Origin of the sequence: Luteimonas lutimaris (assembly GCF_039537065.1) — a bacterium.
Lineage (GTDB): Bacteria > Pseudomonadota > Gammaproteobacteria > Xanthomonadales > Xanthomonadaceae > Luteimonas > Luteimonas lutimaris.
The window spans coordinates 86039-112737 of the sequence record NZ_BAAAZU010000004.1 but is presented as its reverse complement, the minus strand read 5'-3'; the positions used below and the strand labels follow the sequence as shown (position 1 = coordinate 112737).

General features: G+C 69.8%; 29 protein-coding genes. 22 read left to right on the top strand and 7 right to left on the bottom strand.

Annotated elements, in window-relative coordinates; genetic code table 11:
• Window positions 1–102 precede the first annotated feature (102 nt).
• The 3 genes from rpsR to ABD679_RS04640 form a co-directional block, all read right to left on the bottom strand.
• Window positions 103–333 carry a 30S ribosomal protein S18 gene (gene rpsR / locus ABD679_RS04650; RefSeq protein WP_344758799.1) on the bottom strand — a complete coding sequence of 77 codons (231 nt, stop codon included), beginning with the start codon at window positions 331–333 and terminating at the stop codon, window positions 103–105.
• A gap of 11 nt (window positions 334–344) precedes the next feature.
• A complete protein-coding gene (gene rpsF / locus ABD679_RS04645) occupies window positions 345–788 on the bottom strand; it encodes a 30S ribosomal protein S6 (protein WP_344758797.1) in 444 nt (147 codons plus the stop codon).
• Window positions 789–1075: 287 nt separating this feature from the next.
• Window positions 1076–1417: a HesB/IscA family protein gene (locus ABD679_RS04640; RefSeq protein ID WP_344758796.1), complete on the bottom strand. Its 342-nt coding sequence runs from the start codon at window positions 1415–1417 to the stop codon at window positions 1076–1078.
• A 75-nt stretch (window positions 1418–1492) separates the two neighbouring features.
• On the opposite strand from ABD679_RS04640, the gene asnS reads away from it, so the two are divergent.
• From asnS to ABD679_RS04550, 18 genes are all read left to right on the top strand, one after another.
• Window positions 1493–2893 (top strand): asparagine--tRNA ligase, encoded by a 1401-nt coding sequence (gene asnS, locus ABD679_RS04635; RefSeq protein ID WP_344758794.1) that lies wholly within the window; start codon window positions 1493–1495, stop codon window positions 2891–2893.
• A 4-nt stretch (window positions 2894–2897) separates the two neighbouring features.
• Window positions 2898–3206 carry a hypothetical protein gene (locus ABD679_RS04630; protein WP_344758793.1) on the top strand — a complete coding sequence of 103 codons (309 nt, stop codon included), beginning with the start codon at window positions 2898–2900 and terminating at the stop codon, window positions 3204–3206.
• Window positions 3203–3523, top strand: coding sequence for a hypothetical protein (locus ABD679_RS04625; protein ID WP_344758792.1), 321 nt, complete (start codon window positions 3203–3205; stop codon window positions 3521–3523). The genes ABD679_RS04630 and ABD679_RS04625 overlap by 4 nt, the downstream gene beginning before the upstream one ends.
• Window positions 3524–3532: 9 nt before the next feature.
• Complete coding sequence (locus ABD679_RS04620; protein ID WP_344758791.1) at window positions 3533–4153, top strand: FMN-binding negative transcriptional regulator; 621 nt, start codon at window positions 3533–3535, stop codon at window positions 4151–4153.
• A gap of 19 nt (window positions 4154–4172) precedes the next feature.
• Window positions 4173–4958, top strand: a complete 786-nt coding sequence (locus tag ABD679_RS04615; protein ID WP_344758790.1) for an SDR family oxidoreductase — start codon at window positions 4173–4175, stop codon at window positions 4956–4958.
• Between the two features lie 102 nt (window positions 4959–5060).
• The gene (gene nei / locus ABD679_RS04610) at window positions 5061–5873 is read left to right on the top strand and encodes an endonuclease VIII (RefSeq protein WP_344758789.1); all 813 of its coding nucleotides are present in this window, start codon (window positions 5061–5063) and stop codon (window positions 5871–5873) included.
• Between the two features lie 47 nt (window positions 5874–5920).
• On the top strand, window positions 5921–7351 hold the full coding sequence (locus tag ABD679_RS04605; protein ID WP_344758788.1) for an aldehyde dehydrogenase: 1431 nt from the start codon (window positions 5921–5923) through the stop codon (window positions 7349–7351).
• A 4-nt stretch (window positions 7352–7355) separates the two neighbouring features.
• Complete coding sequence (locus ABD679_RS04600; protein WP_344758787.1) at window positions 7356–7595, top strand: hypothetical protein; 240 nt, start codon at window positions 7356–7358, stop codon at window positions 7593–7595.
• Window positions 7596–7599: 4 nt separating this feature from the next.
• Window positions 7600–8265: a carbonate dehydratase gene (gene can, locus ABD679_RS04595; RefSeq protein WP_344758786.1), complete on the top strand. Its 666-nt coding sequence runs from the start codon at window positions 7600–7602 to the stop codon at window positions 8263–8265.
• On the top strand, window positions 8262–8687 hold the full coding sequence (locus tag ABD679_RS04590; protein WP_344758785.1) for a RidA family protein: 426 nt from the start codon (window positions 8262–8264) through the stop codon (window positions 8685–8687). The genes can and ABD679_RS04590 overlap by 4 nt, the downstream gene beginning before the upstream one ends.
• 3 nt (window positions 8688–8690) lie before the next feature.
• Window positions 8691–9221: a 3-hydroxyanthranilate 3,4-dioxygenase gene (locus ABD679_RS04585; RefSeq protein ID WP_344758784.1), complete on the top strand. Its 531-nt coding sequence runs from the start codon at window positions 8691–8693 to the stop codon at window positions 9219–9221.
• Between the two features lie 132 nt (window positions 9222–9353).
• The gene (locus ABD679_RS04580; RefSeq protein WP_344758783.1) at window positions 9354–11468 is read left to right on the top strand and encodes an FUSC family protein; all 2115 of its coding nucleotides are present in this window, start codon (window positions 9354–9356) and stop codon (window positions 11466–11468) included.
• 10 nt (window positions 11469–11478) lie between these two features.
• The gene (locus tag ABD679_RS04575) at window positions 11479–12489 is read left to right on the top strand and encodes an amidohydrolase family protein (RefSeq protein ID WP_344758782.1); all 1011 of its coding nucleotides are present in this window, start codon (window positions 11479–11481) and stop codon (window positions 12487–12489) included.
• A 151-nt stretch (window positions 12490–12640) separates the two neighbouring features.
• Window positions 12641–13933 carry a kynureninase gene (gene kynU, locus ABD679_RS04570; RefSeq protein ID WP_344758781.1) on the top strand — a complete coding sequence of 431 codons (1293 nt, stop codon included), beginning with the start codon at window positions 12641–12643 and terminating at the stop codon, window positions 13931–13933.
• Between the two features lie 150 nt (window positions 13934–14083).
• The gene (locus ABD679_RS04565; protein WP_344758780.1) at window positions 14084–15460 is read left to right on the top strand and encodes an FAD-dependent oxidoreductase; all 1377 of its coding nucleotides are present in this window, start codon (window positions 14084–14086) and stop codon (window positions 15458–15460) included.
• Window positions 15461–15692: 232 nt separating this feature from the next.
• The gene (gene sbcB / locus ABD679_RS04560; protein ID WP_344758779.1) at window positions 15693–17135 is read left to right on the top strand and encodes an exodeoxyribonuclease I; all 1443 of its coding nucleotides are present in this window, start codon (window positions 15693–15695) and stop codon (window positions 17133–17135) included.
• Window positions 17136–17310: 175 nt separating this feature from the next.
• On the top strand, window positions 17311–17997 hold the full coding sequence (locus tag ABD679_RS04555; RefSeq protein ID WP_344758778.1) for a DUF2461 domain-containing protein: 687 nt from the start codon (window positions 17311–17313) through the stop codon (window positions 17995–17997).
• A 67-nt stretch (window positions 17998–18064) separates the two neighbouring features.
• Window positions 18065–18601 (top strand): DUF2939 domain-containing protein, encoded by a 537-nt coding sequence (locus ABD679_RS04550; RefSeq protein WP_344758777.1) that lies wholly within the window; start codon window positions 18065–18067, stop codon window positions 18599–18601.
• A 25-nt stretch (window positions 18602–18626) separates the two neighbouring features.
• On the opposite strand, the gene ABD679_RS04545 is transcribed toward ABD679_RS04550, so the two are convergent.
• A complete protein-coding gene (locus ABD679_RS04545; protein ID WP_344758775.1) occupies window positions 18627–19538 on the bottom strand; it encodes a 5'-nucleotidase in 912 nt (303 codons plus the stop codon).
• Window positions 19539–19819: 281 nt separating this feature from the next.
• Here ABD679_RS04545 and ABD679_RS04540 point away from each other — a divergent pair, with 281 nt between their 5' ends.
• Together ABD679_RS04540 and pilH are read left to right on the top strand one after the other, a co-directional pair.
• On the top strand, window positions 19820–20833 hold the full coding sequence (locus ABD679_RS04540) for a YhdH/YhfP family quinone oxidoreductase (protein ID WP_344758774.1): 1014 nt from the start codon (window positions 19820–19822) through the stop codon (window positions 20831–20833).
• Window positions 20834–20895: 62 nt separating this feature from the next.
• Complete coding sequence (gene pilH / locus ABD679_RS04535) at window positions 20896–21297, top strand: twitching motility response regulator PilH (RefSeq protein ID WP_344758773.1); 402 nt, start codon at window positions 20896–20898, stop codon at window positions 21295–21297.
• Between the two features lie 30 nt (window positions 21298–21327).
• Here pilH and ABD679_RS04530 read toward each other — a convergent pair whose 3' ends face one another.
• The gene (locus ABD679_RS04530) at window positions 21328–22248 is read right to left on the bottom strand and encodes a DnaJ C-terminal domain-containing protein (protein ID WP_344758772.1); all 921 of its coding nucleotides are present in this window, start codon (window positions 22246–22248) and stop codon (window positions 21328–21330) included.
• Window positions 22249–22324: 76 nt separating this feature from the next.
• The gene (locus ABD679_RS04525; protein ID WP_344758771.1) at window positions 22325–22810 is read right to left on the bottom strand and encodes an Hsp20/alpha crystallin family protein; all 486 of its coding nucleotides are present in this window, start codon (window positions 22808–22810) and stop codon (window positions 22325–22327) included.
• Window positions 22811–22963: 153 nt separating this feature from the next.
• On the opposite strand from ABD679_RS04525, the gene ABD679_RS04520 reads away from it, so the two are divergent.
• Together ABD679_RS04520 and ABD679_RS04515 are read left to right on the top strand one after the other, a co-directional pair.
• Window positions 22964–23443 (top strand): peroxiredoxin, encoded by a 480-nt coding sequence (locus ABD679_RS04520; protein WP_344758770.1) that lies wholly within the window; start codon window positions 22964–22966, stop codon window positions 23441–23443.
• A gap of 16 nt (window positions 23444–23459) precedes the next feature.
• A complete protein-coding gene (locus tag ABD679_RS04515) occupies window positions 23460–24029 on the top strand; it encodes a ferritin-like domain-containing protein (RefSeq protein WP_344758769.1) in 570 nt (189 codons plus the stop codon).
• A 232-nt stretch (window positions 24030–24261) separates the two neighbouring features.
• On the opposite strand, the gene pbpC is transcribed toward ABD679_RS04515, so the two are convergent.
• Complete coding sequence (pbpC, locus tag ABD679_RS04510; RefSeq protein ID WP_344758768.1) at window positions 24262–26637, bottom strand: penicillin-binding protein 1C; 2376 nt, start codon at window positions 26635–26637, stop codon at window positions 24262–24264.
• Between the last annotated feature and the right edge of the window lie 62 nt (window positions 26638–26699).

The following is a 26699-nucleotide window of genomic DNA, read 5'->3' as shown; positions in this document are numbered from 1 at the left end:
CGCAGCGCGCCGCAACTTTCAGCTGTCCGAACGGACGGGATTCCTGGCTTGCCCTCCCTTTCAAGGGGAGGAGCCGGTGCCTCCCTGCGGGAGGCGCCGTTTTCAGATGTTGTGGTTGTCCGTATACGGAATCAGCGCCAGGAACCGCGCGCGCTTGACGGCGGTGGCGAGCTGGCGCTGGTAGCGAGACTTGGTGCCGGTGATGCGACTGGGAACGATCTTGCCGTTCTCGGTCAGGTTCTGGCGCAGGGTGTTGAGATCCTTGTAATCGATCTCCTTGACGCCCTCGGCGGTGAACTTGCAGTACTTGCGGCGGCGAAAGAACTTGGACATGTCAGGATTCCTCAGGCGGCTTCGGCGTTGTCGTCGGTGGCGGATTCGTCCTTGTCGGACGTCTTCTCGCCATCGCTGTCGTTGTCGTCGTCACGGCGACGACGCTCGCCACGCTCGGGCTTGTCGCCCTTCTCGTCCTTGTTCTTCATGATCAGCGACTGCTCGGTCTCGGCCTCGTCGCGGCGCATCACCAGGTGGCGGAGCACGGCGTCGTTGAAGCGGAAGCTTTCGACGAGTTCGTCGAGCACGGCCTGGTCGGCCTCGATGTTGAGCAGCACGTAGTGCGCCTTGACCAGGTTGTTGATCGGATAGGCGAGCTGGCGGCGGCCCCAGTCCTCGAGACGGTGGATCTTGCCTTCGCCGCCTTCGATCAGCGCCTTGTAGCGCTCGACCATGGCAGGCACCTGCTCGCTCTGGTCCGGATGGACCAGGAACACGATTTCGTAATGACGCATCTGTTTTTCCTTGTGGATATTCGGCCGGCGCCCGGCTGGGCGTGGCCCGGATAGCCCCCCGGCACCCGAGAACGGGCACGGTGGAGCAAGGTCTCCCGGCGAACGGGAGCCGGAAATTATCGCAGTTCAATGACTTGCGGGCAACTACTCAGTGGCGCCGGGAGGTGCCCCGCTCCGGGAGCTGGATCATTTCCCCGCAGGCGGCCGAAGCCGCGGCAGGCCACCGGCAGGCCCGGGCGCAGCCTCCGCGGCTCCTGCCCGGCCACCCACAGCCCTGTCCGCGACGGTCAGGCGGCCTTGTCGGCGTCGGTGGTGAAGCTTTCGCCGCAGCCGCACTCGGCCGAGACGTTGGGGTTCTCGAACACGAACTGTTCGTTCAGGCCCTGCTTCAGGAAATCGATCCGGGTGCCGTCGACCAGCGCCAGGCTGTCGGCGTCGACGAGGATGCGCACGCCGCCCTGCTCGAACACGGTGTCGTCATCGTGCTGCTCGCGGGCCAGGTCGACCAGGTACCCCCAACCCGAGCACCCGGTGCGCTTGACGCCGAAGCGCAGGCCGATCGCCGCGGCGTCGGCAGAGAGGAAGCCCTGGACGCGTTCGAGGGCGGCGGGGGCGAGCTGGATCGACATGGTGGCCATTGTAGCCCTTGCGGCTCCGGTAAACTGTACGGCTCATATCGGCTCGATCCGGCAGGGATTCAAGGCATGACAACGGTGAGTGTTGCGCAGGCGCTGGCGGGCAAGGTGCCTGAAGGCGGCGAAGTCACGGTCCGCGGCTGGGTGCGCACGCGGCGCGACTCCAAGGCCGGGCTGAGCTTCGTCAACGTCAGCGACGGCTCCTGCTTCGCGCCGATCCAGGTGGTGGCGCCCAGCGCGCTGGGCAATTACGAGGACGAGGTCAAGCACCTCACCGCCGGCTGCGCGGTCATCGCCACCGGCACGCTGGTGCCGTCGCAGGGCCAGGGCCAGAGCTTCGAGATCCAGGCCGACGCGATCGAAGTGGTCGGCTGGGTCGACGACCCCGAAACCTATCCGATCCAGCCCAAGGCGCACTCGCTGGAATTCCTGCGCGAAGTCGCGCACCTGCGCCCGCGCACCAACCTATTCGGCGCGGTGACCCGCATCCGCGACTGCCTGGCCAAGGCCACGCACCGCTACTTCCACGAGAACGGCTACTACTGGATCACCACCCCGATCATCACCACCTCCGACGCCGAGGGCGCCGGGCAGATGTTCCGGGTCTCGACGCTGGACATGGCCAACCTGCCACGCGACGGCAAGGGCGAGGTGGACTTCGGCCGCGACTTCTTCGGCAAGGAAACCTTCCTCACCGTGTCCGGCCAGCTCAATGTCGAGGCCTACTGCCTGAGCCTGAGCAAGGTCTATACCTTCGGCCCGACCTTCCGCGCCGAAAACTCCAACACCACCCGCCACCTGGCCGAGTTCTGGATGGTCGAGCCGGAGATCGCCTTCGCCGACCTGGCCGAGGACGCGCGGGTGGCCGAGGACTTCCTCAAGTACCTGTTCCGCGCGGTGCTGGACGAGCGCGCCGACGACATGGCCTTCATCGCCCAGCGCGTGCAGAAGGATGCGGTCACCCGGCTGGAGGCCTTCATCAACGCGCCGTTCGAGCGCATCAGCTACACCGATGCGGTCAAGCTGCTGCAGGACTCGGGGAAAAAGTTCGACTTCCCGGTCGAATGGGGCCTGGACCTGCAGACCGAGCACGAGCGCTGGCTGACCGAGGAACACGTCGGCCGCCCGGTGGTGGTCACCGACTACCCCGAGCACATCAAGGCGTTCTACATGCGCCTGAACGACGACGGCAAGACGGTCGCGGCGATGGACGTGCTGGCGCCGGGCATCGGCGAGATCATCGGCGGCTCGCAGCGCGAAGAGCGGCTGGACGTGCTCGACGCGCGCATGGCGCAGTTCGGCCTCGACGCGGCGCACTACGGCTGGTACCGCGATTTCCGCCGCTACGGCAGCGTGCCGCACGCCGGCTTCGGCCTGGGCTTCGAGCGGCTGGTGGTGTACGTGTGCGGGCTGGCCAACATCCGCGACGCGATCCCCTACCCGCGCGCGCCGGGGAACGCGGAGTTCTGACGCCATGATCATGTTCTTCGCCCTGCTGTTCGTCGCCGCGGCCATCGCCGGCGCCACCGCGTTCGTGATCTTCTGGCCGCTGGCGCTGGTGCACCTGCGCGACCGCCATCCGGAGGTGAAGGCGCAGCTGGGCGACGGCGCCTTCATCAAGCCCGAAGCGCTGTGGTGGCTGTTCAGCGGCCGCTACCGGCAGGTGCGGGACTACAACTTCAGCGGCCTGGCCACGCCGGCGCGCGTGGCGCTGATCGTGATCGTGGTCGCGTTGATCATGGCGGGCCTGCTGTGGCTGCTGGCGACGGTGCTGTCAGCATGAGCGACGAGCACGCGCCCGACGCATCCGGACAGTGGTGGCTGGCCACGCTCGGCCGCACGATCGTGTGGGCACGGCTGCGCGTGCGCGAGGCCGGCACGGCCGAGGTCTTCGACAGCGACGGCAACACCCTGGCCTACGACAGCGAGGACACCGCGCGCGCCATGCTGATGGACGCCGAGTTCGTGTCCTTCGACGGCCTCGACGAGGAAGACGCGCTGGAACGCGGCTTCTCGCTCGACGAACTCTCGCCCCCCACGGGCGGCAGCGACGACGACCTGCGCGCACGGATGGTGCGCAAGCTCGGCGGCAGCGCGTAGCGCCCGCCGATGTATACGCCGCGCGCCTTCGTCGACACCGACCTCGCCCGGCTCGATGCGCTGGTTGCGCGCGATCCCTTCGTCACCCTGGTGACGGTCGACGGCGACGGCGCGCCGCAGGTCACCCACCTGCCCGTCCTGTATCGCCGCGATGGCGGGCGGGTCCTGGTCGAGGGCCACTGGGCGCGACCCAATCCGCAGGCCCGCCACGACGGGGCGGCGCTGGTGATCGTCCACGGGCCGCACGCGTACGTGTCTCCCGGCTGGTATCCCGACAAGGAGGAGCAGGCGCGGGTCCCCACCTGGAACTACGTCGTCGCCCACCTGCACGGGACGCTGGAACGCTTCGAGGACGAAGCCGGCCTGGCGGACTTGGTCATGCGGCTGAGCGACCGCTTCGAACAGGCGCTCGGCAGCGACTGGGCCTTCGAACCCGAGCGCGAAGACCACCGCGTGCAGCTGCGCGGGATCGTGGGTTTCCGGTTCGTGCCGGAGCGGATCGAGCTCAAGTCCAAGCTCAGCCAGAACCATCCCGAAGCCAACCGCCGCTCCGTCGCCGACGCGCTGCGGGCGCTGCCGGACCCCGGTGCGAACGCAATCGCCGCGCTGATGCGCGCACGCGAACCCTGACCTGCGGAGAACCCGAACCATGGACCTGAATCTCACCGGCCGGCACGCCCTCGTCTGCGGCGCCTCCGAAGGCATCGGCCGCGCCACCGCGCACGAACTCGCCCTGCTCGGCGCCAGCGTCACCGTGCTCGCCCGCCGCGCAGAAACGCTGCAGGAGGTGGTGGACGCCCTGCCCCGCGGCGACGGGCAGGCCCACGGCCTGCTGGCTGCGGACGTGTCGCGGACCGACGCGCTGCGCACCGACGTCTCCGCGCTCGCCAGCGCGAACCCGGTGCACATTCTGGTCAACAACACCGGCGGCCCGCCGGGCGGCGCGGCGCACGAGGCGCCGATTGAGGCCTACCTCGACGCGTTCAACAAGCACCTGGTCGCCAACCAGACCCTGCTGCAGGCGGTGCTGCCCGGCATGCGCCAGGCGCGCTGGGGCCGCATCGTCAACGTGATCTCGACCTCGGTGCGCGAACCGATCCCTGGACTGGGCGTGTCCAACACCACCCGCGGCGCAGTGGCGTCCTGGGCCAAGACGCTGTCGCGCGAGTTGGCCGGCGACGGCATCACCGTCAACAACGTGCTGCCCGGCTTCACCGAGACCGGGCGCATCGAGCAGATCGTACGCAACCGGGTTTCGGCGGAAGGCAAGTCCGAAGACGACATCCGCGCCGCCATGCGCGCCGGCGTGCCGGCCGGCCGCTTCGCCACGCCGGAGGAGACCGGCGGCGTGATCGCCTTCCTGTGCTCGCAGGCCGCGGCGTACATCAACGGCGTCAGCCTGGCGGTGGACGGCGGGCGGATGCATTCGATCTGAGGCGCTTGGCTCCTCCCCTGCGTTTGCAGGGGAGGAGCAAAAGCTCGCGGCTGAAGCCGCTCCTACAACAAGCGTTGGTGACGCTTCGAGCCCCGAGACCCCATGCCCGAAGGCCCCGAAATCCGCCGCGCAGCCGACCGCCTCGCCGAAGCGGTCGTGGGCAAGCGCCTGGCCTCGGCGTGGTTCGCATTCCCCGCGCTCAAGCACTTCGAGCAATCGCTGCCCGGCGCGCGCATCGAATCGATCACCCCGCACGGCAAGGCGATGCTCACGCGCTTCGACAACGGCTGGACGCTCTACAGCCACAACCAGCTCTACGGCGTGTGGCGCGTGGCGAAGGCCGGCGAGCGGCCGGACACCAGCCGCTCGCTGCGGGTGGCGCTGGAAACCCCGCGCAAGGCGATCCTGCTGTACTCGGCGTCGGATGTCGCGATGTGGCGAAGCAACGAGCTGCACCGGCATCCCTTCCTGGCCCGGCTCGGCCCCGACGTGCTCGACCCGGCGCTGGACGAGGCAGCCGTCGAGGCACGCCTGGACGACCCGCGCTTTTCCGGTCGCGCGCTCGGCGGCCTGCTGCTCGACCAGGGCTTCCTCGCCGGCATGGGCAATTACCTGCGCTCGGAGGTGCTGTTCGCGGCCGGCCTGCTGCCGCAGCGGCGACCGCGCGACCTCGACAACGCCGAACGCCGCGCGCTGGCGCGTGAATTGCTCGCCATCCCGCGCCACAGCTATGCCACCCGCGGCATCGAGCCGGCGCGCGGGATGCGCGACGACTACCTGGCCGACACGCCGGAGGGATTCCGCTTCCGCGTGTTCGACCGCGAAGGCGAACCCTGCGTCGCGTGCGGCACGCCGCTGCTGCGCCGGCAGGACGGTTCGCGCCGGCTTTACCTGTGCCCGGGTTGCCAGAAATGACATGCGGAGTCCTTCGGTCGCGGCCGCGCAGCGGGTAAGCTACGCGGATGCAGCAGCTCGCCCACTGGATCGACGGCAAGGCCCGTGAGGCGTCCACGCGGGGCTGGCTGGACGTGTTCGAGCCGGCCACCGGCAAGCCCTTCGCGCAGGTGGCCGATGGCGATGCCGGCGACGTCGAGGCGGCGGTCGCCGCGGCCGAAGCGGCCTTCCCCGCCTGGTCGTCGCTGCCCAACGAAGCGCGGGCACGCTGGCTGGAAAAACTGGCCGATGCGCTGGAAGCACGGCTGGACGATTTCGCCCACGCCGAGGCGCGCGACGGCGGCAAGCCGTATGCCCTCGCCCGCGACGTGGAAATCCCGCGCGCGGTATCCAATCTGCGCTTCTTCGCCCATGCCGCGACCCAGTTCGCCAGCGAATCGCACCACGGCCAGGCCGGGCTGAACTACACCCTGCGCCAGCCGCTGGGCGTGGTCGCCACGATCTCGCCGTGGAACCTGCCGCTGTACCTGTTCACCTGGAAGATCGCGCCGGCGCTGGCCGCCGGCAACACCGTGGTCGCCAAGCCGTCCGAGGTCACGCCGGTGACCGCAACGATGCTCGGCGCGCTGGCCGCGGAGATCGGATTCCCCGCGGGCGTGCTCAACGTCGTGCACGGGCTCGGTCCGAAGGTCGGCGAGGCGATGGTCGCGCACCCCGCGGTTAAGGCCGTCTCGTTCACCGGCAGCACGGCCGTGGGCCGGCGCATCGCCGGCGTCGCCGCGCCGATGCTCAAGAAGGTATCGCTGGAACTGGGCGGCAAGAACCCGACCCTGGTCTTCGCCGACAGCGACTGGCGCGCGCACCTGGACACGATCGTGCGCTCGGTGTTCCAGAACTCCGGGCAGATCTGCCTGTGCGGCTCGCGCCTGCTGGTCGAGAAGGGCATCTACCACGAGTTCCGCGACGCGCTGGTCGAACGCGCGCTCGCGCTGCGCGTCGGCGACCCGATGGATCCGGACGCGCAGATGGGTCCGCTGGTGTCGCAGGCGCACTTCGACAAGGTCGTCGCGGCCATCACGCGCGCCCGCGACGAAGGCGGCCGCGTGTTGTGCGGCGGCAACGCGCTTGAGCGGCCCGGCTGGTTCGTCGCGCCGACGCTGTTCGAAGGCCTCGGCCCGGATTGCACGACCAACCGCGAGGAAATCTTCGGCCCGGTCGCGACCCTGCAGTCCTTCGACGACGATGCGCAGGCGCTCAGGCTGGCCAACGCCGGCGACTACGGCCTGGCGGCCTCGATCTGGACGCGCGACCTGACCCGTGCCCACCGCCTTGCTGCCGGCATCCACGCCGGCATCGTCTGGATCAACTGCTGGCTCATGCGCGACCTGCGCACCCCGTTCGGCGGCATGGGCCAGTCCGGCCTGGGCAGCGAAGGCGGCCTGGAGGCGATGCGTTTCTTTACCGAACCCCGCAACGTTGGCATCCAGCTGGGAACCTGACGCCATGAAACGGACCTCCGTGCTCGACTTCCTCGGCGTGGCACGCATCCTGGGTTATTCGCTGGCAGTGGTCGTCGGCGCCATCGTGGTGCTGCTGTACCTGTCCGAACCGCTGCTTGGCATGTCCCGTCCCTTCGTTTCCACGCTGGCGGGGCCGATCCTGCTCGGGCTGGTGGTGGCGTGGGTCACTTCACTCGCGCGCGTGCTGGTGCGACGCATGCGCTTCGCCAGCCCGCAGGACTGAGTCCATGAAACAGGCACTTGCAAAACTCCTCAGCAACAACCGCGCCTGGGCCGACGGCGTGCGCCGCGAGAACCCGCAGTTCTTCGAGCGCCTGTCCGAACTGCAGGCGCCCAAGTACCTGTGGATCGGTTGCTCCGACTCGCGCGTGCCGGCCAACCAGGTCATCGGCCTGGCGCCGGGCGAGGTGTTCGTCCACCGCAACATCGCCAACGTGATGGTGCATACCGACCTGAACTGCATGTCGGTGATCCAGTTCGCGGTCGACGTGCTGAAAGTCGAGCACATCCTCGTTGTCGGCCATTACGGCTGCGGCGGCGTCAACGCCGCGCTCAACGGCCTGCGCATCGGACTGTCGGACAACTGGATCCGCCACGTCGGCGACGTCGCGCAGAAGCACGCGGCGCTGCTGGATGGCTTCCCCAGGGAGGAACGCGGCAATCGCCTGTGCGAACTCAACGCGATCGAGCAGGCCGAGAACGTGTGCCTGTCCACCGTCGTGCAGGACGCCTGGGCGCGCGGCCAGAAGCTGTCCGTGCACGGTTGGGTCTACAGCCTGCAGGACGGGCGCGTGCGCGAGCTGGGCATGGACGTGGACTCCCCCGCGGTGCTGGAGAAGGTGTATCGCGGCGCGATCGGGCAACTGCGCGGTCGCCAGGGAGAGGCGCCGTGAGCCAGGGCATCGACGCCGGCGGCGCACCGCGCCCGGTCGGGGCCTACCCGCACGCGCGCCGCGTCGGCAACCTGCTGCTGATGTCCGGCATCGGCCCGCGCGACCCGGCCACCAACGCCGTGCCCGGCAACGAGCACGACGCAGGCGGAAATCTCATTGCCCACGACATCGCGGCACAGACGCGCGCGGTGTTCGCCAACGTACGCGCGGTGCTCGAAGCCAGCGGCGCGCGCTGGGAAGACCTGGTCGACGTCACCGTCTATCTCACCGACATGGCGGGCGACTTCAAGGGCTACAACGCGGTGTGGGCGGAATACTTCCCGGATCCCGCCACCGCACCCTGCCGCACCACGCTCGGCATCGACGCGCTGCCCACGCCGATCGCGATCGAACTCAAGTGCATCGCCTCATTCAAGGAGTAAGCCATGCTGCCCACCCCGCTGAACCTCCAGGCCTGGATCGAGGAACACCGCCACCTGCTCAAGCCGCCGGTGGGCAACAAGTGCATCTACGACGGCGATTTCATCGTGATGGTCGTCGGCGGCCCGAACATCCGCACCGACTACCACTGGGACGAAGGCCCCGAGTGGTTCTACCAGCTCGAAGGTGAAATGGTACTGCGCATCCAGGAGGACGGCGCACCGCGCGACATCCCGATCCGGGCCGGCGAGATCTTCCTGCTCCCGCCGCGCGTGCCGCACTCGCCGCAGCGCATGCCCGACTCGATCGGCCTGGTGATCGAGCGCAAGCGCCTGCCGCACGAGGACGACGGCCTGATGTGGTTCTGCGAGCAGTGCAATCACAAGCTGTACGAGGAATACTTCTTCCTGCACGACATCGAGAAGGATTTCCCGCCCGTGTTCGACCGCTTCTACGCCTCGCGCGAGCACCGCACCTGCAAGCAGTGCGGGCACCTGAACCCGGCTCCGTCGAAGTACGAATTCCCGGACACCTGACCGCACCCCATCCTGCAGGAGCGGCTCCGGCCGCGCGTTCCTGGACATCCGCGCGCGCCACGAAGAGCTCGCGGCTGAAGCCGCTCCTACAATGGCGTGCCCGATTGGCCGGAATTCCCCAGGAACCGCTCCGTGCTGCGCACCCTGATCGACCTCAAGCCGCGTGACGTCCCGTTCCCCGTCGCGCTGCGCAACACCATCGCGGTGGTCGCGCCGCTTGCGGTCGGGCTCGCCATCGGCCAGGTCCCCGCCGGGCTGGCGATGACCACCGGTGCGATCAACACCATGTTCACCGACCAGCCCGGTCCGTACCGCCAGCGCATGCAGCGCATGCTGATGTCGTCGGTGGTGGCGGGCCTGTCGGCGCTGGTCGGCATCCTGGTCGGCGCGCACACGTGGCTGTTCGTGCTGGCCGCCGCGCTGGCCGGGCTGATTGGCGGCCTGCTGGTCGCGCTGGGGCCGACCATCGCCCGCGTCGGCATGACCAGCATGATCGTGCTGGTCATCACCGCCGAGATGGAGGTGGCGACCGTGCACGCGCCGGGCGTGGCGGCCCTGATCTTCGCCGGTGGCCTGCTGCAGACGCTGATGGCGGTGGCCGCCTGGCCGCTGCAGCGCTACCGCCCGGAACGTTTCGCGCTGTCCACGGTGCTGCGGCAGCTGGCCGACGTTGCGCGCAGCCGCCCCGACGCCTCGCAGCCGCCGCCGGTGTCGATGGCGGCCATGGATGCGCTGGAAACCCTGCACGGCGAGTACCGCTCGCGCGGCCGCGCGATGCAGTCGTTCCGCATCATCGCCGAACTGTGCGAGCGCGTGCGCATCGGCCTGCTGTCGCTCGGCGATGTGTCCGTGCGCATCGAGGAGCCCGCGCAGGTCGCCCGCATCGACCACGTGCTCGCCAGCGCCGAAGCCATCCTCGGCCACTTGTCAGACGCGATGCTTGCGGCGGAAAAGCCGCTGCGCGCGGAGCAGGAAGTGACCCTCCTCGGCCAGCGCGTCGATGCGCTGGTGCAGGCAGTCGACGAGGCCTCCGGCAGCCGCGACCGGCGCCTGCTGCGCATCGCCGCGGCGCGCGCGCAAGGCCTGGCCGGCCAGCTGCGCGCACTGGTCCGCAACAGCGACTGGGCCAGCAGCCGCGGCGAGATCCGCGCCGAACTGGCCGAGGCGAAGCTGCCCGCCGCGCTGCGCCCGGGCAACCCGTTGCAGACCCTGCGCGCCAACCTCGGCCTGTCGTCGGTGGCGATGCGTCACGCGATCCGCTGCGCGGCGTGCCTGGGCATCGCCGTCGCCAGCGAACGCCTGCTGCGGATTCCGCACGGCGCGTGGATCCCGATGACCGCCGCCATCGTGCTGCGGCCCGACTTCGGCGGCACCCTGCGCTTCGGCCTGCTGCGCGTGGCCGGCACCTTCGGCGGCCTGCTGCTGACCTCGCTGGTCGTGCACCTGGTGGTCGACAGCGTAGTGCTGTCGCTGCTGCTGATGGCGCTGCTGTGCATCGCCTTCCGCATGCTGGCCACCGTCAACTACGGCCTCGGCGTGGCGATGCTGACCGGCATGCTGGTGCTGCTGCTGGCCTTCGAGGGCATCGCGCCGGCCGACTCCATCCACATGCGGGTACTGGGCACCACCCTGGGCAGTGCCCTCGCGCTGGTCGCCTACCTGCTGTGGCCGACGTGGGAAGGCCGGCGTTCGAACGTCGCGCTCGCCGCGCTGATCGACAATTACCGCGCACACATCCTGGCCGTGCTCGGCAACGACATCGGCGCCCTGCACGAGACCCGCACCGCCGCACGCGCCGCCCGCACGCGCGTGCTGGCCTCGATAGACCGCATGCGCGCCGAGCCCGGCCGCGAGCGCGCCGCGGAACTGGCCGCCACCGAATCCTTCCTCGCCAACGCCCACCGCCTGATCCGTACCTCGCTGTCGCTGGAAGCGGCGCTGCGCGACGAGGGCGCGTTGCCGCAGCCGCCGGAGCTGTCGGCGTTCGCCGGCGAGGTCGACGCCGCGCTCGACGCCATCGCCGATGCCCTGCGCAACCGCACGTCGCCGCAGCTGCGCTCCCCGCGCGCGGCCGAACGCCAGCTCGCCAGGGCGCTGGCTGACGATCCGGCGCTGGCCGCGAGTCCCGCCGGCATCGCCCTGGCCGACACCTGCGACCGCATCGCCGACTCCATCGACACCCTCGCCCACCTGCTGCGCCAGGCGCGCGAACGCGGGATCGGAGCGGCCCCCGTGGCAGCCGGGTAAACTGGCCCGCATGCTCAAGATCGACATCCACGCCCACTACCTGCCGCGCGACTGGCCGGACCTGGCGAAGAAATACGGCGACGACCGCTTCCCGGTCATCCACCACACCGACGACGGCCGCCACCGCATCTACAAGGACGGCAAGTTCTTCCGCGAGATCTGGTCCAACACCTGGGACGCGCAGGAACGCATCGACGAATACGCACGCTTCGGCGTGCAGGTGCAGGTTATCAGCACCGTGCCGGTGATGTTCAGCTACTGGGCGAAGGCCAACCAGGCGCTGGAACTGCACGCCGCGCTCAACGACCACATGGCCGAAACCCTGCGCGCACATCCGCGCCACTACGCCGGCATCGGCACCGTGCCGATGCAGTCGCCGCGGCTTGCGGTGCAGGAGCTGGAGCGCTGCATCGACCAGCTCGGCCTGCAGGGCGTGCAGATCGGCTCGCACATCGGCGACTGGAACCTCGACGCGCCGGAGCTGTTCCCGTTCTTCGAGGCTGCCGCCGACCTCGGCGCCGCGATCCTCGTGCATCCCTGGGACATGATGGGCACCGAGTCGATGCCCAAGTACTGGCTGCCGTGGCTGGTCGGCATGCCGGCCGAACAGTCGCGCGCGGCCTGCTGCCTGGTGTTCGGCGGCGTGCTCGAACGCCTGCCCAAGCTCAAGGTCTGCCTCGCCCACGGCGGCGGCAGCTTCCCCTACACCATCGGCCGCATCGAGCACGGCTTCAACATGCGCCCCGACCTGGTCGCCACCGACAACCCGCGCAACCCGCGCGAGTACCTCGAACGCCTGTACTTCGACTCCTGGGTCGCCGACTCGCGCGCGCTGCAGTACCTGCTCGATACCTGCGGCGCGGACCGGGTGATGCTCGGCACCGACTACCCGTTCCCGCTCGGCGAACAGACGCCCGGCGCCGGCATCGACGCGATGGACCTGGACGAGACCGGCAAGGAGCGCCTGTTCCACGGCACGGCGCTGGAGTGGCTGGGGCTGTCGAAATCGCGGTTTGCGTAGTGCGTGGCATCGAAGTGCTGTTCTTGCCACGGATTGCGCACGTCCGCTTTCGCGGGGATGACGGACTGGAAGCCCTGCGCACGGCTGCACAGCTTTGGCCCTATCCGCGTCCATCCGCGCAACCCGCGGCAAAACCCGAAGAACAAGCCCGATGACCGAACTCGACACCCACGACGACACCCGCGCCCAGGCCCTCGACGCCGCCGACCCGCTGCGCGGGCTGCGCGACGAATTCCTGATCCCGCAGCACGACGGCCGCGACCAGGCCTACTTCTGCGGCAATTCCCTCGGCCTGCAGCCGAAGGCGGCGCGCGCCCACGTCGAGGAAGTGCTGGACAAGTGGGCGGTTGAAGCCGTCGAAGGCCACTTCACCGGCCAGGCACAGTGGATGCCCTACCACGAGCTGGTCCGCGACGGGCTGGCGCGTGTGGTTGGTGCGCAGCCCTTGGAAGTGGTGGCGATGAACTCGCTCACCGCCAACCTGCACCTGATGATGGTCAGCTTCTACCGGCCCACCCGCGAGCGCCCGGCGATCCTGATGGAGGCCGGTGCGTTTCCCTCCGACCGCTACGCGCTCGAATCGCAGGTGCGCTTCCACGGCTTCGACCCGGCCACCGACCTGATCGAACTGCAGCCGGACGAACCCGACGGCACCTTCTCCATGGCGGCGATCGAACGCGCCATCGCCGAGCACGGCCCGCGCCTGGCGCTGGTCGTCTGGCCCGGCGTGCAGTACCGCAGCGGACAGGCCTTCGACCTGCGCGAGATCGCGCGCCTGGGCCACGCCGCCGGCGCGGTGGTCGGCTTCGACTGCGCCCACGCCGCCGGCAACCTGCCACTGCAGCTGCACGACAGCGGCGCCGACTTCGCGGTGTGGTGCCACTACAAGTACATGAACTCCGGACCTGGCGCGGTGGCCGGCTGCTTCGTGCACGAACGTCATGCCAACACCGACCGGCCGCGCTTCGCCGGCTGGTGGGGGCACGAGCAGGCCTCGCGTTTCCGCATGGGCAGCGACTTCGTGCCCACGCCCGGCGCCGACGGCTGGCAGCTGAGCAACCCGCCGATCCTCGGCCTGGCGCCGCTGCGCGGCTCGCTGGAACTGTTCGACCGCGCCGGCATGGCCGCGCTGCGTGAGAAGTCGGAGCGCCTGACCGGCTATCTCGAAGCGCTGATCCGCGAACGGCTGTCCGACACCTTGCAGATCGCCACCCCGCGCGAGCCCGAACGCCGCGGCGCCCAGCTCTCGCTGCGCGTCGTGGAAGGCCGCGGCCTTGCCGGCCGCGACGCGGGCCGCTCCCTGTTCGAATTCCTGGCCACCCAGGGCGTGCTCGGCGACTGGCGCGAACCCGACGTGATCCGCATCTCGCCGGCGCCGATGTACAACACGCACGGGGACGTGCTGCGGTTCGTGCGGGCGGTGGAGGCGTGGCGGGGGGAATGAGCCAGTGTTGCAGCCGCCCGCCAACCGTCATTCCCGCGCAAGCGGAAGTGCTTTTCAACAGCGAAAGCTGGTCAACCCAGCGACTTCGTACTCTCGAAAAATGGAAACGGGTTCCCGCTTGCGCGGGAATGGCGGCACGTGATGACTGACTTGAGCAACGCTGGCCCCAAATCCCTCACCATCATCGGCGCCGGCCTTGCCGGTGCCCTGCTTGCCACCCTGCTCGCCCGCCGCGGCTGGCAGGTCGAGGTCTTCGAGCGCCGCGGCGATCCGCGCCTGCAGGGCTATGCCGGCGGCCGTTCGATCAACCTCGCGCTGGCCGAACGCGGCCTGCACGCGCTGCGCGCGGCCGATGCGCACGGCGCCGTGCTGGAGCAGGCGGTGATGATGCGCGGGCGCATGGTGCATCCGCTCGGCGGCGAGCCGCAGCTGCAGCGCTACGGGCGCGACGACAGCGAGGTGATCTGGTCGGTCAGCCGCGGCGAGCTGAACATCACCCTGATCAATGCGGCCGAAGCCGCCGGTGCCACCCTGCACTTCGACCGCGGGCTGGATTCGGTCGATTTCGACGCCCGCACCATCACCTGCAGCGGCAGCGGCGAAATCCACACGCACCCGTTCACCACCCTGCTCGGTTGCGATGGCGCCGGCTCCACGCTGCGCGCGCAGATGGCCGCCCGCCGTGACCTCGGCGAGCGCACGGAATGGCTCGGCCACGGCTACAAGGAGCTGGAAATCCCGCCTGCCGCCGACGGCGGCTTCCGCATCGAACCCAACGCGCTGCATATCTGGCCGCGCGGCCGCTACATGTGCATCGCCCTGCCCAATGACGAGCGCACCTTCACCGTCACCCTGTTCATGGCGCTGCACGCCGAGTCCGGCAACGACGACCCGGATTTCGACTCGGTCACCACCGCCGCGGACGCGCGTGCCTTGTTCGAGCGCGACTTCCCCGACACGCTGCCGCTGATCCCGGAGCTGGAGCACGATTTCGTGGCCAATCCGGTCGGCAGCCTGGCCACGCTGCGCCTGGACCGCTGGCACCTGGGCGGCGATGCCGTGCTGCTGGGCGACGCCGCGCACGCGATGGTGCCCTTCCACGGACAGGGCATGAACTGCGCGTTCGAGGACTGCGTGGCACTGGCCGGCTGCATGGAGGAGCACGACAGCCTGGAAGCCGCGTTCGCCGCCTTCGAGGCCGACCGCAAGCCCAACGCCACCGCGATCCAGGACATGGCGCTGGAGAACTACATCGAGATGCGCGACCTGGTCGACGACCCGGATTTCCTGCTGCAGCAGGCGCTGGAGCGCAAGCTGCAGGCGCGCCATCCGGGCCGCTTCGTGCCGCACTATTCGATGGTGACGTTCATGCGGATCCCGTATGCGCTGGCGCTGGAGCGCAGCAACATCCAGCGCGAAATCCTCGTCGGCGCCACGCGCGGGCTGGAGTCGCTGGATGGCGTGGACTGGGCCGCGGTGGACACGGAAATCGAGCGCCAGCTGGCGCCGCTGATGGACGGGGCATGAAGAAAACGGGTCGCGCGTCCTGCGACACCATGCCGGTACCCTGCACACACGCAGGAGCGGCGGAAGCCGCGACCTCCTGTGCGACGGCAGGAGAAGGCTGGGAGGGGGCGACGGGTCACGCTGATCCCAGAGGTACCCCTCCCCAACCTCCCCTATCTTGACAGCCGAGGGAACGACAGCTCGCGGCTGAAGCCACTCCTGCAAAAGAACCGGACAAATTACGGTCTCGCCCATGCCCGCCAGCTTCCTCTTCTACGACCTCGAAACCTTCGGCACCGACCCGCGCCGCAGCCGCATCGCGCAGTTCGCGGCGATCCGCACCGATGCGCAGCTCAACGAGATCGAGGCGCCGGTCGAATTCTTCGTCCAGCCCGCCGACGATCTGCTGCCCTCGCCCATGGCGACGCTGGTCACCGGCATCACGCCGCAGGACGCACTGCGCGACGGCATCGTCGAGGCCGAGGCCTTCGCCCGCATCTTCGAGGAGATGGCGCGCCCGGACACCTGCACCCTGGGCTACAACTCGCTGCGCTTCGACGACGAGTTCATCCGCCACGGCCTGTTCCGCAATTTCCGCGATCCGTACGAACGCGAGTGGCGCGGCGGCAATTCGCGCTGGGACCTGCTCGACGTGATGCGGCTGGCGCACGCGCTGCGGCCCGAGGGCATCGAGTGGCCGAAGCGCGAAGACGGCGCGACCTCGTTCCGCCTCGAACACCTTGCCACCGCCAATAACGTGCGCATCGGCGACGCGCACGAGGCGCTGTCCGACGTGCGCGCGCTGATCGGCATGGCGCGGCTCCTGCGCCGCGCGCAGCCGCGCCTTTGGGAACACGCCGCGCTGCTGCGCAACAAGCGCCACGCGGCCAGCCTGCTCGACATCACGGCGATGACGCCGGTGCTGCACGTCTCGCAGCGCTATCCCGCCAGCCGCCTGTGTTCGGCCGCGGTGCTGCCGCTGGCGCGGCACCCCCGCATCGACAGCCGGGTGATCGTGTTCGACCTCGACGGCGAGCCCGACGCCCTGCTCGACCTCGACGCCGGGGCCATCGCCGACCGCCTGTACGTGCGCGCCGCCGACCTGCCCGAAGGCGAGTCGCGGGTCCCGCTGAAGGAAGTCCACCTCAACCGCTGCCCGGCGCTGATCCAGTGGGCGCACCTGCGCGAGCCGGATTTCCAGCGCCTGCAGATCGACCCGGCCGTCGTGGAGGCGCGCGCCGCGCGACTGCGCGCTGTGGCGCCTGCGCTGGCCGAGAAGGTCCGCCGCGTCTTCGCCAACGTGGCCGAACGCGAGCCGTCCGACGCCGACGCCTCGCTCTACGACGGCTTCATCGGCGACAGCGACAAACGCCGCTGCGCGGACGTGCGGGCCACGCCGCCGGAGGCGCTGGGCAGCCGCGATTTCGGCTTCGAGGACCCGCGGCTGGTGGAACTGCTGTTCCGCTACCGCGCGCGCAACTGGCCAGAGACGCTGTCGGTCGACGAGCGGGCGCGCTGGGATGACTACCGCCGCCACCGGCTGGTCGACGACTCCGGGTTGTCCGAGGTGACGTTCGCGCAGTACGCAGCGCAAATCCTGGAACTGCGGGCCAGGCACGTCGACGACGGCGGCAGGCAGGTCCTGCTCGACCGGCTTGAAGACTGGGGCCACCAGCTGCAGGCATCGCTCTCCTGACCGAGGCGGTGCGTGTGTTGTCTGTGTGGGAGCGGCCATGGCCGCGATGCATTGCCGGCAGGAGCCAATCGCGGCCATGGCCGCTCCCACATGAATCCCGGGAGCCCCACGAGTCCCAGGGAGCCGGAGAAGCCGCAGGAGAACCGACGCGCCGTCGGGCATATCATCGCCAGCCATGACCACGTATTTCACCGACAAGAGCTTCCGCTTCCTGCGCGCGCTGGCCCGCAACAACAACCGCGCCTGGTTCCAGGCCCGCAAGAGCGACTACGAGGCGCACGTGCGCGAGCCGTTCCGGGCGCTGCTCACGGACCTGCAGCCGGATCTGCGCACGGTGAGCGAACATTTCCGATCCGAGCCGAAGACCGTCGGCGGCTCGCTGTTCCGCATCCAGCGCGACACGCGTTTCGCCAGCGACAAGACGCCGTACAAGGCGTGGCAGGGTGCGCGCCTGTTCCACGAGCGCCGCAAGCAGGTGCCGGCGCCCTCGTTCTACATCCACCTGCAGCCGGGCCACTGCTTCGTCGGCGCCGGGCTCTGGCACCCGGAAACACCGACCCAGCGACGCGTGCGGCAGTTCATCTTCGACAATCCGGGCAGCTGGGAGCGCGCCGCGCACGCGCCTGCGTTCCGGCGCCGCTTCGACCTCGACGAGGACGAGATGCTGGTGCGTCCGCCGCGCGGGTTCCCGCCCGACTTCGCCTTCATCGACGACCTGCGCCACAGGAACTTCGTCGCCTGGCGCGACGTGGATGACAGCGTGATGACCGGCCCGCGGCTGCGCGCGACGCTGGCCAGGGACCTGCAGGCGCTGGCGCCCTTCGTCGATTACCTGTGCGCCGCGCTGGACCTGGAGTTCTGAACCGCCGCGCAGCGTGGCCCGCGTGCGGCTGGCTACAATCCGGGCATCGCCACCGGATGTCGCAACGATGAAGAAATGGCTGTGGCTCGCCGTCGCACTGGTGCTCGCGCTGCTGGCCTGGACCGCGGCCGGCCCCTACCTGACCATCCGCGCCATCGGTGACGCGGTGCAGGCGCGCGATGAGAGGGCACTGGCGAAACAGGTCGACTTCCCGGCCCTGCGCAGCAGCCTCAAGGCGCAGGTGGCCGACCGCATCGTGCGCGAGGCCGGCGGGCGTGCGCAGGACAACCCGCTCGCCGCCTTCGGCCTGACCGTCGCCACCGGGCTGGCCGGCGGCCTGGTCGATGCGATGGTCACGCCGATGGGACTGGGCGCGATCATGGAAGGCAGGCGGACCTGGGACCGCATCGGCGCGCGTCCACGCCCATCCGGCGATGGCACGCAGGTGCAACCGCGCCCGCTGCATGATGCCGAACACCGATTCGAATCGACGTCGCGCTTCACCGCAACCGTGCACGACGCCTCGGGCCGGCCGGTGGTCTTCGTGCTCACCCGCAGGGGATTGAACTGGAAGCTATCCGACATCCGCCTGCCGCCGCCATGAAAGGCCGGCATCCGGCCCCTGGTCCCTAGTCCCCGCTGTTCGACACCCCATGTGGCACATGCCCCGTCGCCACGTGCTGGCGCGCGGAGTCGATGTTGTGCAGCGAATCGTCGAAGAAGATGTCGGCGCCGAACACGTCCAGGAACGGTCCCTTGGCGCGGCCGCCGAGGAACAGCGCCTCGTCCAGCCGCACGCCCCACTCGCGCAGGGTGCGGATCACGCGCTCGTGCGCAGGCGCGGAGCGCGCGGTGACCAGGGCGGTGCGGATCGGCGACGCCTCGCCCGGCGGATACGCCGCCTGCAGGTGGTGCAGCGCGTCGAGGAAGCCGCGGAACGGCCCGCCCGACAGCGGCTCGCGCGCGCGTTCGCGCTCGTGGCGGTGGAAGGCTTCGATGCCGCCTTCGCGCGAAATCCGCTCGCCTTCGTCGCCGAAGATCACCGCGTCGCCGTCGAAGGCGATGCGCAGCTGGTCGTGGCGGCTGGCCGGCGCGCGCGCGGGGAGGATCGTGGCCGCGGCGACGCCGTTCTCCAGCGCACCGCGCACCGACTCTGGATTCGCCGACAGGAACAGCTGCGCGCCGAAAGGCTTGATGTAGGGCCAGGTCGGCGCGCCGGACGTGAACGTCGCGCGCGAAATCGCCAGCCCGTGGTGCTGGATCGAATTGAACACGCGCAGGCCGGTGTCCGAGGAGTTGCGCGAGAGCAGGATCACCTCCACCCGCGGCGCGTCGGCCGGCGCGCCGTCGTTGAGCGCGAGCAGCTTGCGCACCAGCGGGAAGGCGATGCCCGGCTCGAGCACGTCGTCCTCGCGGCTGCGCTGGTGTTCGGCATAGGCGTCGATGCCCTGCGCCTCGAACAGGGTGTTGCTCTCTTCGAGATCGAACAGCGCGCGCGAGGAGATGGCAACGGTCAGCAGTTCGGCGGGGGTATCGGACATGCCGGTATTGTGCCCCGGTTCGATCGCAAGGTTTGCGACGTCGCACGTGGTTGGCGAGGGTGTGCTTGTGGGAGTGGCCACGGTCGTTTTCGGGGCAGGGCCGGAAAACGGGGCTTGCCAGGGTGGAGAGGGGGCGGCATCGCGGCCATGGCCGCTCCCACAGCATGGGGCGCCTGGTGCGTTTCCGGCATGTTGTCCTCCGGTTGCCCTCCGGCCGGTGGAATGGCGCGCCTTTGGCGGGCATCATCGAAGCGCCCCCGCACAGTCGAGCCAGCCACGCCATGACGATCCCGCACGCCTTCAATGCTTTCCGCATCCACAGCGACGACGCCGGCTATCGCAGCGGCATCGAGCAGGTGACGCTCGACGATCTCGCGCCCGGTGAAATCGTCATCCGGGTCGCGTACTCATCGGTCAACTTCAAGGACGCGCTGGCGGGCACGGGCCAGGGCAAGATCCTGCGCCGCTTCCCGCTGGTTGGCGGCATCGACGTCGCCGGCCACGTGGTCGCGTCCACGGACGCGGGCTTTCGCGAAGGCGATGCCGTGCTCGTCACCGGTTCGGGCCTGAGCGAAACCCGCGACGGCGGCTACAGCGAGTACGCGCGGCTGCAATCGCGCTGGGCCGTCGCGCTGCCGGCGGGCCTGGCGCTGCGCGAAAGCATGATCCTGGGCACCGCCGGCTTCACCGCCGCGCTGGCGCTGCTGCGCATGGAGGAAAACCGCCAGTCGCCGGCACTCGGGCCGCTGGCAGTGACCGGCGCCACCGGCGGCGTCGGCTCGCTGGCGGTCGACATCTTCAGCAGTGCCGGCTATGAGGTGCACGCGATCAGCGGCAAGCCGGAACAGGCAGGCTACCTCAAGGCCATCGGCGCCGGTGAAGTGCTCGGCCGCGACGCGCTCGCCACCCGCAAGCCGATGGAATCGGCGCGCTTCGGCGGCGGCCTGGACAACGCCGGCGGGCCGATGCTCGCCAGCCTGCTCGCGCAGACCGCACCCTACGGCAACGTCGCCAGCGCCGGGCTGGCCGCCACCCACGACCTGCCGGCCACGGTGATGCCTTTCATCATCCGCGGCGTGTCGCTGCTGGGCGTGGCCTCGGCCGGCACCGCGCGCGACATCCGCGACGAGGTCTGGCGCCGGCTCGCCTCCGGCTGGAAGCCGCGCCATCTCGATCGCATCTGCACCCGCGAGGTGACGCTGGAACAGCTGTCCGACGTGTTCGACACCATGCTCGCGGGCGGCTCGACCGGGCGCACGCTGGTCAGGATCGGCGAAGCGGTGGCGAAGGCCTGACCGGCCCGCTTGCGGCGCGCATCCCCGCCGCTACAATCTTCACGCACCCAACGGGGAACATCATGGCGCGCATCCTGATCGTGGACGATTCACCCTCGCAGCTGATGGGCATCCGGCGCATCGTCGAGAAGCTCGGCCACGAGGCGCTCACCGCCGAAGACGGCGCCGCCGGCGTCGAGGCCGCCAAGCGCGAACTGCCGGACCTGATCCTGATGGACGTGGTGATGCCCAACCTCAACGGGTTCCAGGCGACGCGCTCGATCACGCGCGACCCGGCCACCAAACACATCCCGGTGGTCCTGGTCACGACCAAGGACCAGGAAACCGACCGCGTCTGGGGCATGCGCCAGGGCGCCAAGGCCTACCTGACCAAGCCGTTCTCCGAAACCGAACTGGCCGAGACCATCGGCAGCACGATCGGCGTGGGTGCGCCTGACGAACCCGAGCCGCCGAGCGCGGCCTGAGCCACGCGCCGGCATCACGCACGTGGTGCCCTATTCCCGCCGCCAGCTGTTCGCGAAGGCATCCCTGAGGCCTTCGTAGGCCTTGTGCTGGTCGTCGTCGCGCGGGGACGGCGCTTCCACTTCAAGCTCGACGATCTGGTCGCCGCTGGCCGCGCCGCCGGTGGCGGGCAGCCCGCGCCCGCGCAGCCGCAGCTTGCGGCCGGCCTCGGAACCGGCCGGGATCTTCAGGTCCACCCGGCCGCCCAGCGTGGGCACCGCGATCGTCGCGCCGAGCGCCGCTTCCCAGGGCGCCACCGGCAGGGTGTAGATGATGTTGCGGTCGTCGACCTCGAACTGCGGGTGCGCCGCGTATTCGATTTCCAGCAGCAGGTTGCCGCCGCCGTTGCCCTGCCCGGCCAGCCGGATCGCCTGGCCCTGCTTGATGCCCTTGGGCACGCGCACGTCGAAGGTCCTGCCGTTGAGCGACACGCGCACGCTGTCGCCGCGGTAGACCGTTTCCAGCGACACCGCCAGGCGCGCGCGCAGGTCGCCGCGTCCCTGCGCGCCGGGACCGGGTCCCGCATGCTGCTGCGAGAACCCGCCGCCGCGCCGGAACAGGCTTTCGAAGAAATCGCTGAACCCGCCGCCCGCGCCGCCGCCGGCGAAGATCTCGTCGAAGTCGAAATCCTGCGCGCCGCCGCCCTGGCCGTAACCGTAACCACCGGGCGGTGGCTGCACCTCGTCGCCGGGGCGATACCCGCGCGTGCGCAGCTGGTCGTAGGCCGCGCGCTTCTGCGGATCGCGCAGCGCCTCGTAGGCCTCGTTGACCGCCTTGAACTTGTCCTCGGCGCCAGCTTCCTTGCTGACGTCCGGATGGTACTTGCGCGCCAGCCGCCGGTAGGCGGTCTTGATCTCGGCGTCGCCCGCGTTCGGTTCGACGCCCAGGGTCTGGTAGTAATCCTTGAACTGCATGGGGTCTCCAAAGCACTCAGCCTGCGACATCGCTGTCGCAGGCCGAGGTTAACGCACGGGACGGCAAGCGCCTGGCTCAGTGCCCGGCCGACCCCGCCGGAAGGCCGCCGTTGCCCACCTGGATGCGGCGCGGCGTGGTCTCCGGCCGCTTCGGGATGGTGATCTCCAGCACCCCGTTGTGGCCGGACGCGGCGACGCCGTCCGGGTCGGCGCTGTCGGGCAGCGCGAAGCGGCGATGGAAGCTGCCGTAGCGGCGTTCCACCCGCGAGAAGCGCTCGTTCTCATCGGCGGTCTCGCTCCTGCGCTCGCCCTTGATCGAGAGGATGCCCTTGTCCATCAGCACCTCGACGTCCTGCGGGTCGATGCCCGGCAGGTCGGCATAGATGACGAAGCGGTCCGCCTCTTCCTTGATGTCCACCCGCGGCGTCCACGCGCTGGTGACCACCGAGGATTCGTCCTGGCTCTCGTCGAGCTGCAGGAAACGGTCGAAGACCTGCTTGATTTCGTCCTGGAACATCGACTGTCCAGGCCACTGACGCTGGTAACGGGTCAAGTGTCGCATGATGACCTCCTGGGTCTGGTCGGTGCGGCCACCGCGGCCGCGATGTCCCGGATATAGGCGCGCCCACCGCCGATTCAAGGCCCGTGTATCCGGCTTGACGCCACCTTTGCATGGGTGGCCTAGACTGGGCCGTCATCCCCCAAGGCGAACCCCATGCCCATCCAGCCCGGCGACCCGATCCCGGAGGCACGCCTGCAGCGCATCGACGAAGGCGTCGAGATCATCGATACGCCCAGCCTGTTCAGCGGCAGGAAAGTGGTGCTGTTCGCCGTGCCCGGCGCGTTCACCCCGACCTGTTCGGAAAAGCACCTGCCCGGCTATATCCAGCACTTCGAGGAGTTCCGCGCCAAGGGCATCGAAGTGGTCTGCATGGCGGTCAACGATCCGTTCGTGATGCAGGCCTGGGGCCAGAGCCAGCACGCCCCCGAAGGCCTGCTGATGCTGGCCGACGGCAACGGCGAGTTCGCCCGTGCGCTGGGCCTGGAAATGGATGCCAGCTCCTACGGCATGGGTTTGCGCGCCAAGCGCTTCTCCCTGTATGCCGACGACGCCGTCGCACGCATCGTCAACATCGAGGCGCCCGGCGAGTTCCGGGTGTCTTCCGCCGAGCACATGCTCGGCCAACTTCCCTGACCCGAGGAGACTCCCCATGGCCAAGCAAGCCGCGAAGAAGAAAGCAGCCAGCCCCGCCTCTCCGATCACAGCCACCGCAACCCTGCGCGCCCGCGCGCGCAAGAACATCGACGACGGCGCGATCACGGACAGCTATGCCGCCGACCGCAAGGCGGTGATCCGCATGCTCAACGATGCGTTGGCCACCGAATACGTCTGCGTGCTGCGCTACTACCGCCATTACTTCATGGCCAAGGGCATGCTGGCCGACGCGGTCAAGGCCGAGTTCCTCGAGCATGCGCAGCAGGAGCAGGCGCACGCGGGCAAACTCGCCGAACGCATCGTGCAGCTAGGCGGCGAGCCGGACCTCAACCCGGACACGCTGACCGCGCGCTCGCACGCCGAATACAAGGAAGGCAAGGACCTGCGCGACATGGTCAAGGAAAACCTGGTCGCCGAACGTATCGCGATCGACAGCTACCGCGAGATGATCAACTACGTGGGCGACCGCGACACCACCACCAAGCGCATCCTCGAGGACATCCTCGCGCAGGAGGAAGAGCATGCGGACGAGTTCGCCGATCTGCTGGAGGGATGGATCGGCTGAAGGAAGGCGCTGGGTGCCTACCCGGCGCCGCGCCCATGTAACTCCTGCAAGAGCGGCTTCCGCCGTGAGTTCTCGTGGACGCAACACGCGCGAAGCCTGGCCGGATATTGGCGGCAAACAAAAAAAGCTCGCGGCTGAAGCCGCTCCTACGAGATGCACACGCAACCCGCGGCCTTCCCTGCGTCCCGTCGCGGCTTTCGCCGCGCCTGCGGATCCGGGCAACGCCCGGTCGTCATTCCAGCACCCGGAACTCCAGGCTCGCCCACGCCCCGCTCTGCGCCAGCGCGGTCAGGGTGTGTTCGCCCGGCGCGTCGAAGTCATGCACGAACGCCCGCGCGCCCTCCGACTCGCCGATCCGGCGCCCGTCGAGCAGCCACTGCACCGGTGATCCCGTGCCCAGCGCACGCAGCGACAGCCGGACCGGGTGCCGGCTGCCGGGCGCGCGCGCCAATGTGGCGTGGTCGTTGAGCCCCTCGATGCGCAGCTGCTCCAGCGCGTCGCGCCCGTCGGCCATGCAGTCGCGGGCCAGCGGCGGCAGCCGCGACGCGCGGCGTTCGGCCACCGACAGCCAGGGTGACGCCAGCGCCGGCCAGCGCGCGATCTCGGCCGCGCGCCTGCGGTGTTCGAGCGAGCACGTCGCCGAAAGCCGCTCGCCGCTGTCTTCGTCGAATTCGAAGCGCTCGCGCCCCGCGCTCCACAGCCGCGCCCCGCGTTCGGCGAACGTCGGCGGAACGACGCCGTCGAGCGTCCACGCCTTCATCCTGCGCTGGCACAGGCCTGCCGGCTGCGCGTCGGCGGCGATGCCGAGCGGCCAGCAGATTTCGATCTCGGAAACACTGGCCGGCGGCGGCCGCGCGATGCCTGCGCCACGTCCGCGCGGCAGGGTGTCGACGACTTCGAACAGCAGCGGCAGCGCGGTCACGGCGCCGTACTGGCCGGGCAGCGGCGTGCCGTCGGGACGGCCAACCCACACCCCCACCGTGTAGCGCCGCGTGCCGCCGATCGCCCAGGCATCGCGGAAGCCGTAGCTGGTGCCGGTCTTCCACGCCACGCGCGCGCGACCGCCGCGATCGAAGGTGTCGGCGCGTTCGCCGGGGCGCGGGTTGGCCTCGAGCATCGTGCGCACGATCCACGCCGCGCCCGGCGACATCACCCGCCGGTCGATGCGCGGATCATCGCGTGTGTAGCGCACACGGCCGGCGATGCCGTCGCGGTTGAGCGCCGCGTACGCGCCGACCAGGTCTTCCAGCCGCGCGCCGGTGCCGCCGAGGATCAGCGACAGGTTGGGCTGCGCGCCGCGCGGGTATTTCAGTGAGATGCCGGCGTTGTCCAGCCGCGCCGAAAAGCGCGCCGCGCCGACGCGGTCCAGCAGGTCGACCGCGGGAATGTTCAGCGACAGCCGCAGCGCCTCGGCCACGCCGACCGGGCCGTTGAAGGTGGAACCGAAGTTGCCCGGCCGGTAGCCGCCGAAGGACTGCGGCGCATCGACCAGCAGGCTTTCCGAATGGATCAGCCCGTCGTCGAGCGCCATGCCATACAGGAACGGCTTGAGCGTGGAACCCGGCGAGCGCCACGCCTGCACCATGTCCACGTCGCCGAGCCGGACCTTGTCGCCGAACGCGACCGAGCCGACGTAGGCGCGCGCCTCCATGGTCGCGTTGTCGATCACCAGCAGCGCGGCCGAAGTGCGTGGCGGCAGGTCGGAAAAGTACGCGGTCACGCGCTCCTCCAGCGTGCGCTGCAGCCCGGCGTCGAGCGTCGACTCGATGCGCGCGGCGCCGGCATGCCCGCCGCGCAGCCGCCGCGCCAGCAGCGCGGCCGACATCGGCGCCTGCAGGCTGCGCGAGACCACGGCCTCGATCTTCGCGTCCGCCACCTGCGCCGGCGTCCATACGCCCAGTTCGGCCATACGGTCGAGCACCTTGTCGCGCGCGGCCTGCGCGGCCTCCGGGTGCCGGTCGGGGCGCCAGCGGCTCGGCGACTGCGGCAGCACCGCCAGCAGCGCGGCCTCGGCCCGCGACAGCCGTGCGGCGGGCTTGCCGAGGTAGGCGCGGCTTGCGGTTTCCACCCCCTCGATGGTGCCGCCGAAAGGTGCACGCTCCAGATACAACTGCAGGATCTCGCGCTTGGAAAGATGCGCCTCCAGTTGCAGCGCGCGCAGGATCTGCTTGAGCTTGCCCCAGGGCGTGCGCGTGTGCGGATCCAGCAGCCGCGCGACCTGCATCGTCAGCGTCGAGCCGCCGGACACGATGTGCCCACGCACCAGCCACTGGCCGGCCGCGCGCAGCAGCGACACCGGATTGACGCCCGGGTGGTACCAGAACCAGCGGTCCTCGTAGTGCAGCAGGACGTCGACGTACAGCGGCGAGACCTGCTCCGGCGTGACCGGGTAGCGCCACACGCCGCCTGCGTCGGCGAACGCGCGCAGCGGCGTGCCGTCGCGCGCGACGACCAGCGTGCTCAGGTCGCGCCGGCCCGGCAGCGGCAGCGGGAAGGCGAAATCGAGGACCAGCAGCAAAACGAGCACCGCAACCGTGCCCCAGCGCAGCCAGGGCAGCAGGCGGCGCCAGCCGCGGCGCCGGGGACGCCCGGCCGCACCACCAGCCACGCCCCCTGCCCCGCGTGCTTGGGCGGCGGTGCCGGCATGTCCACCGTGTCCGGAACCGTCAT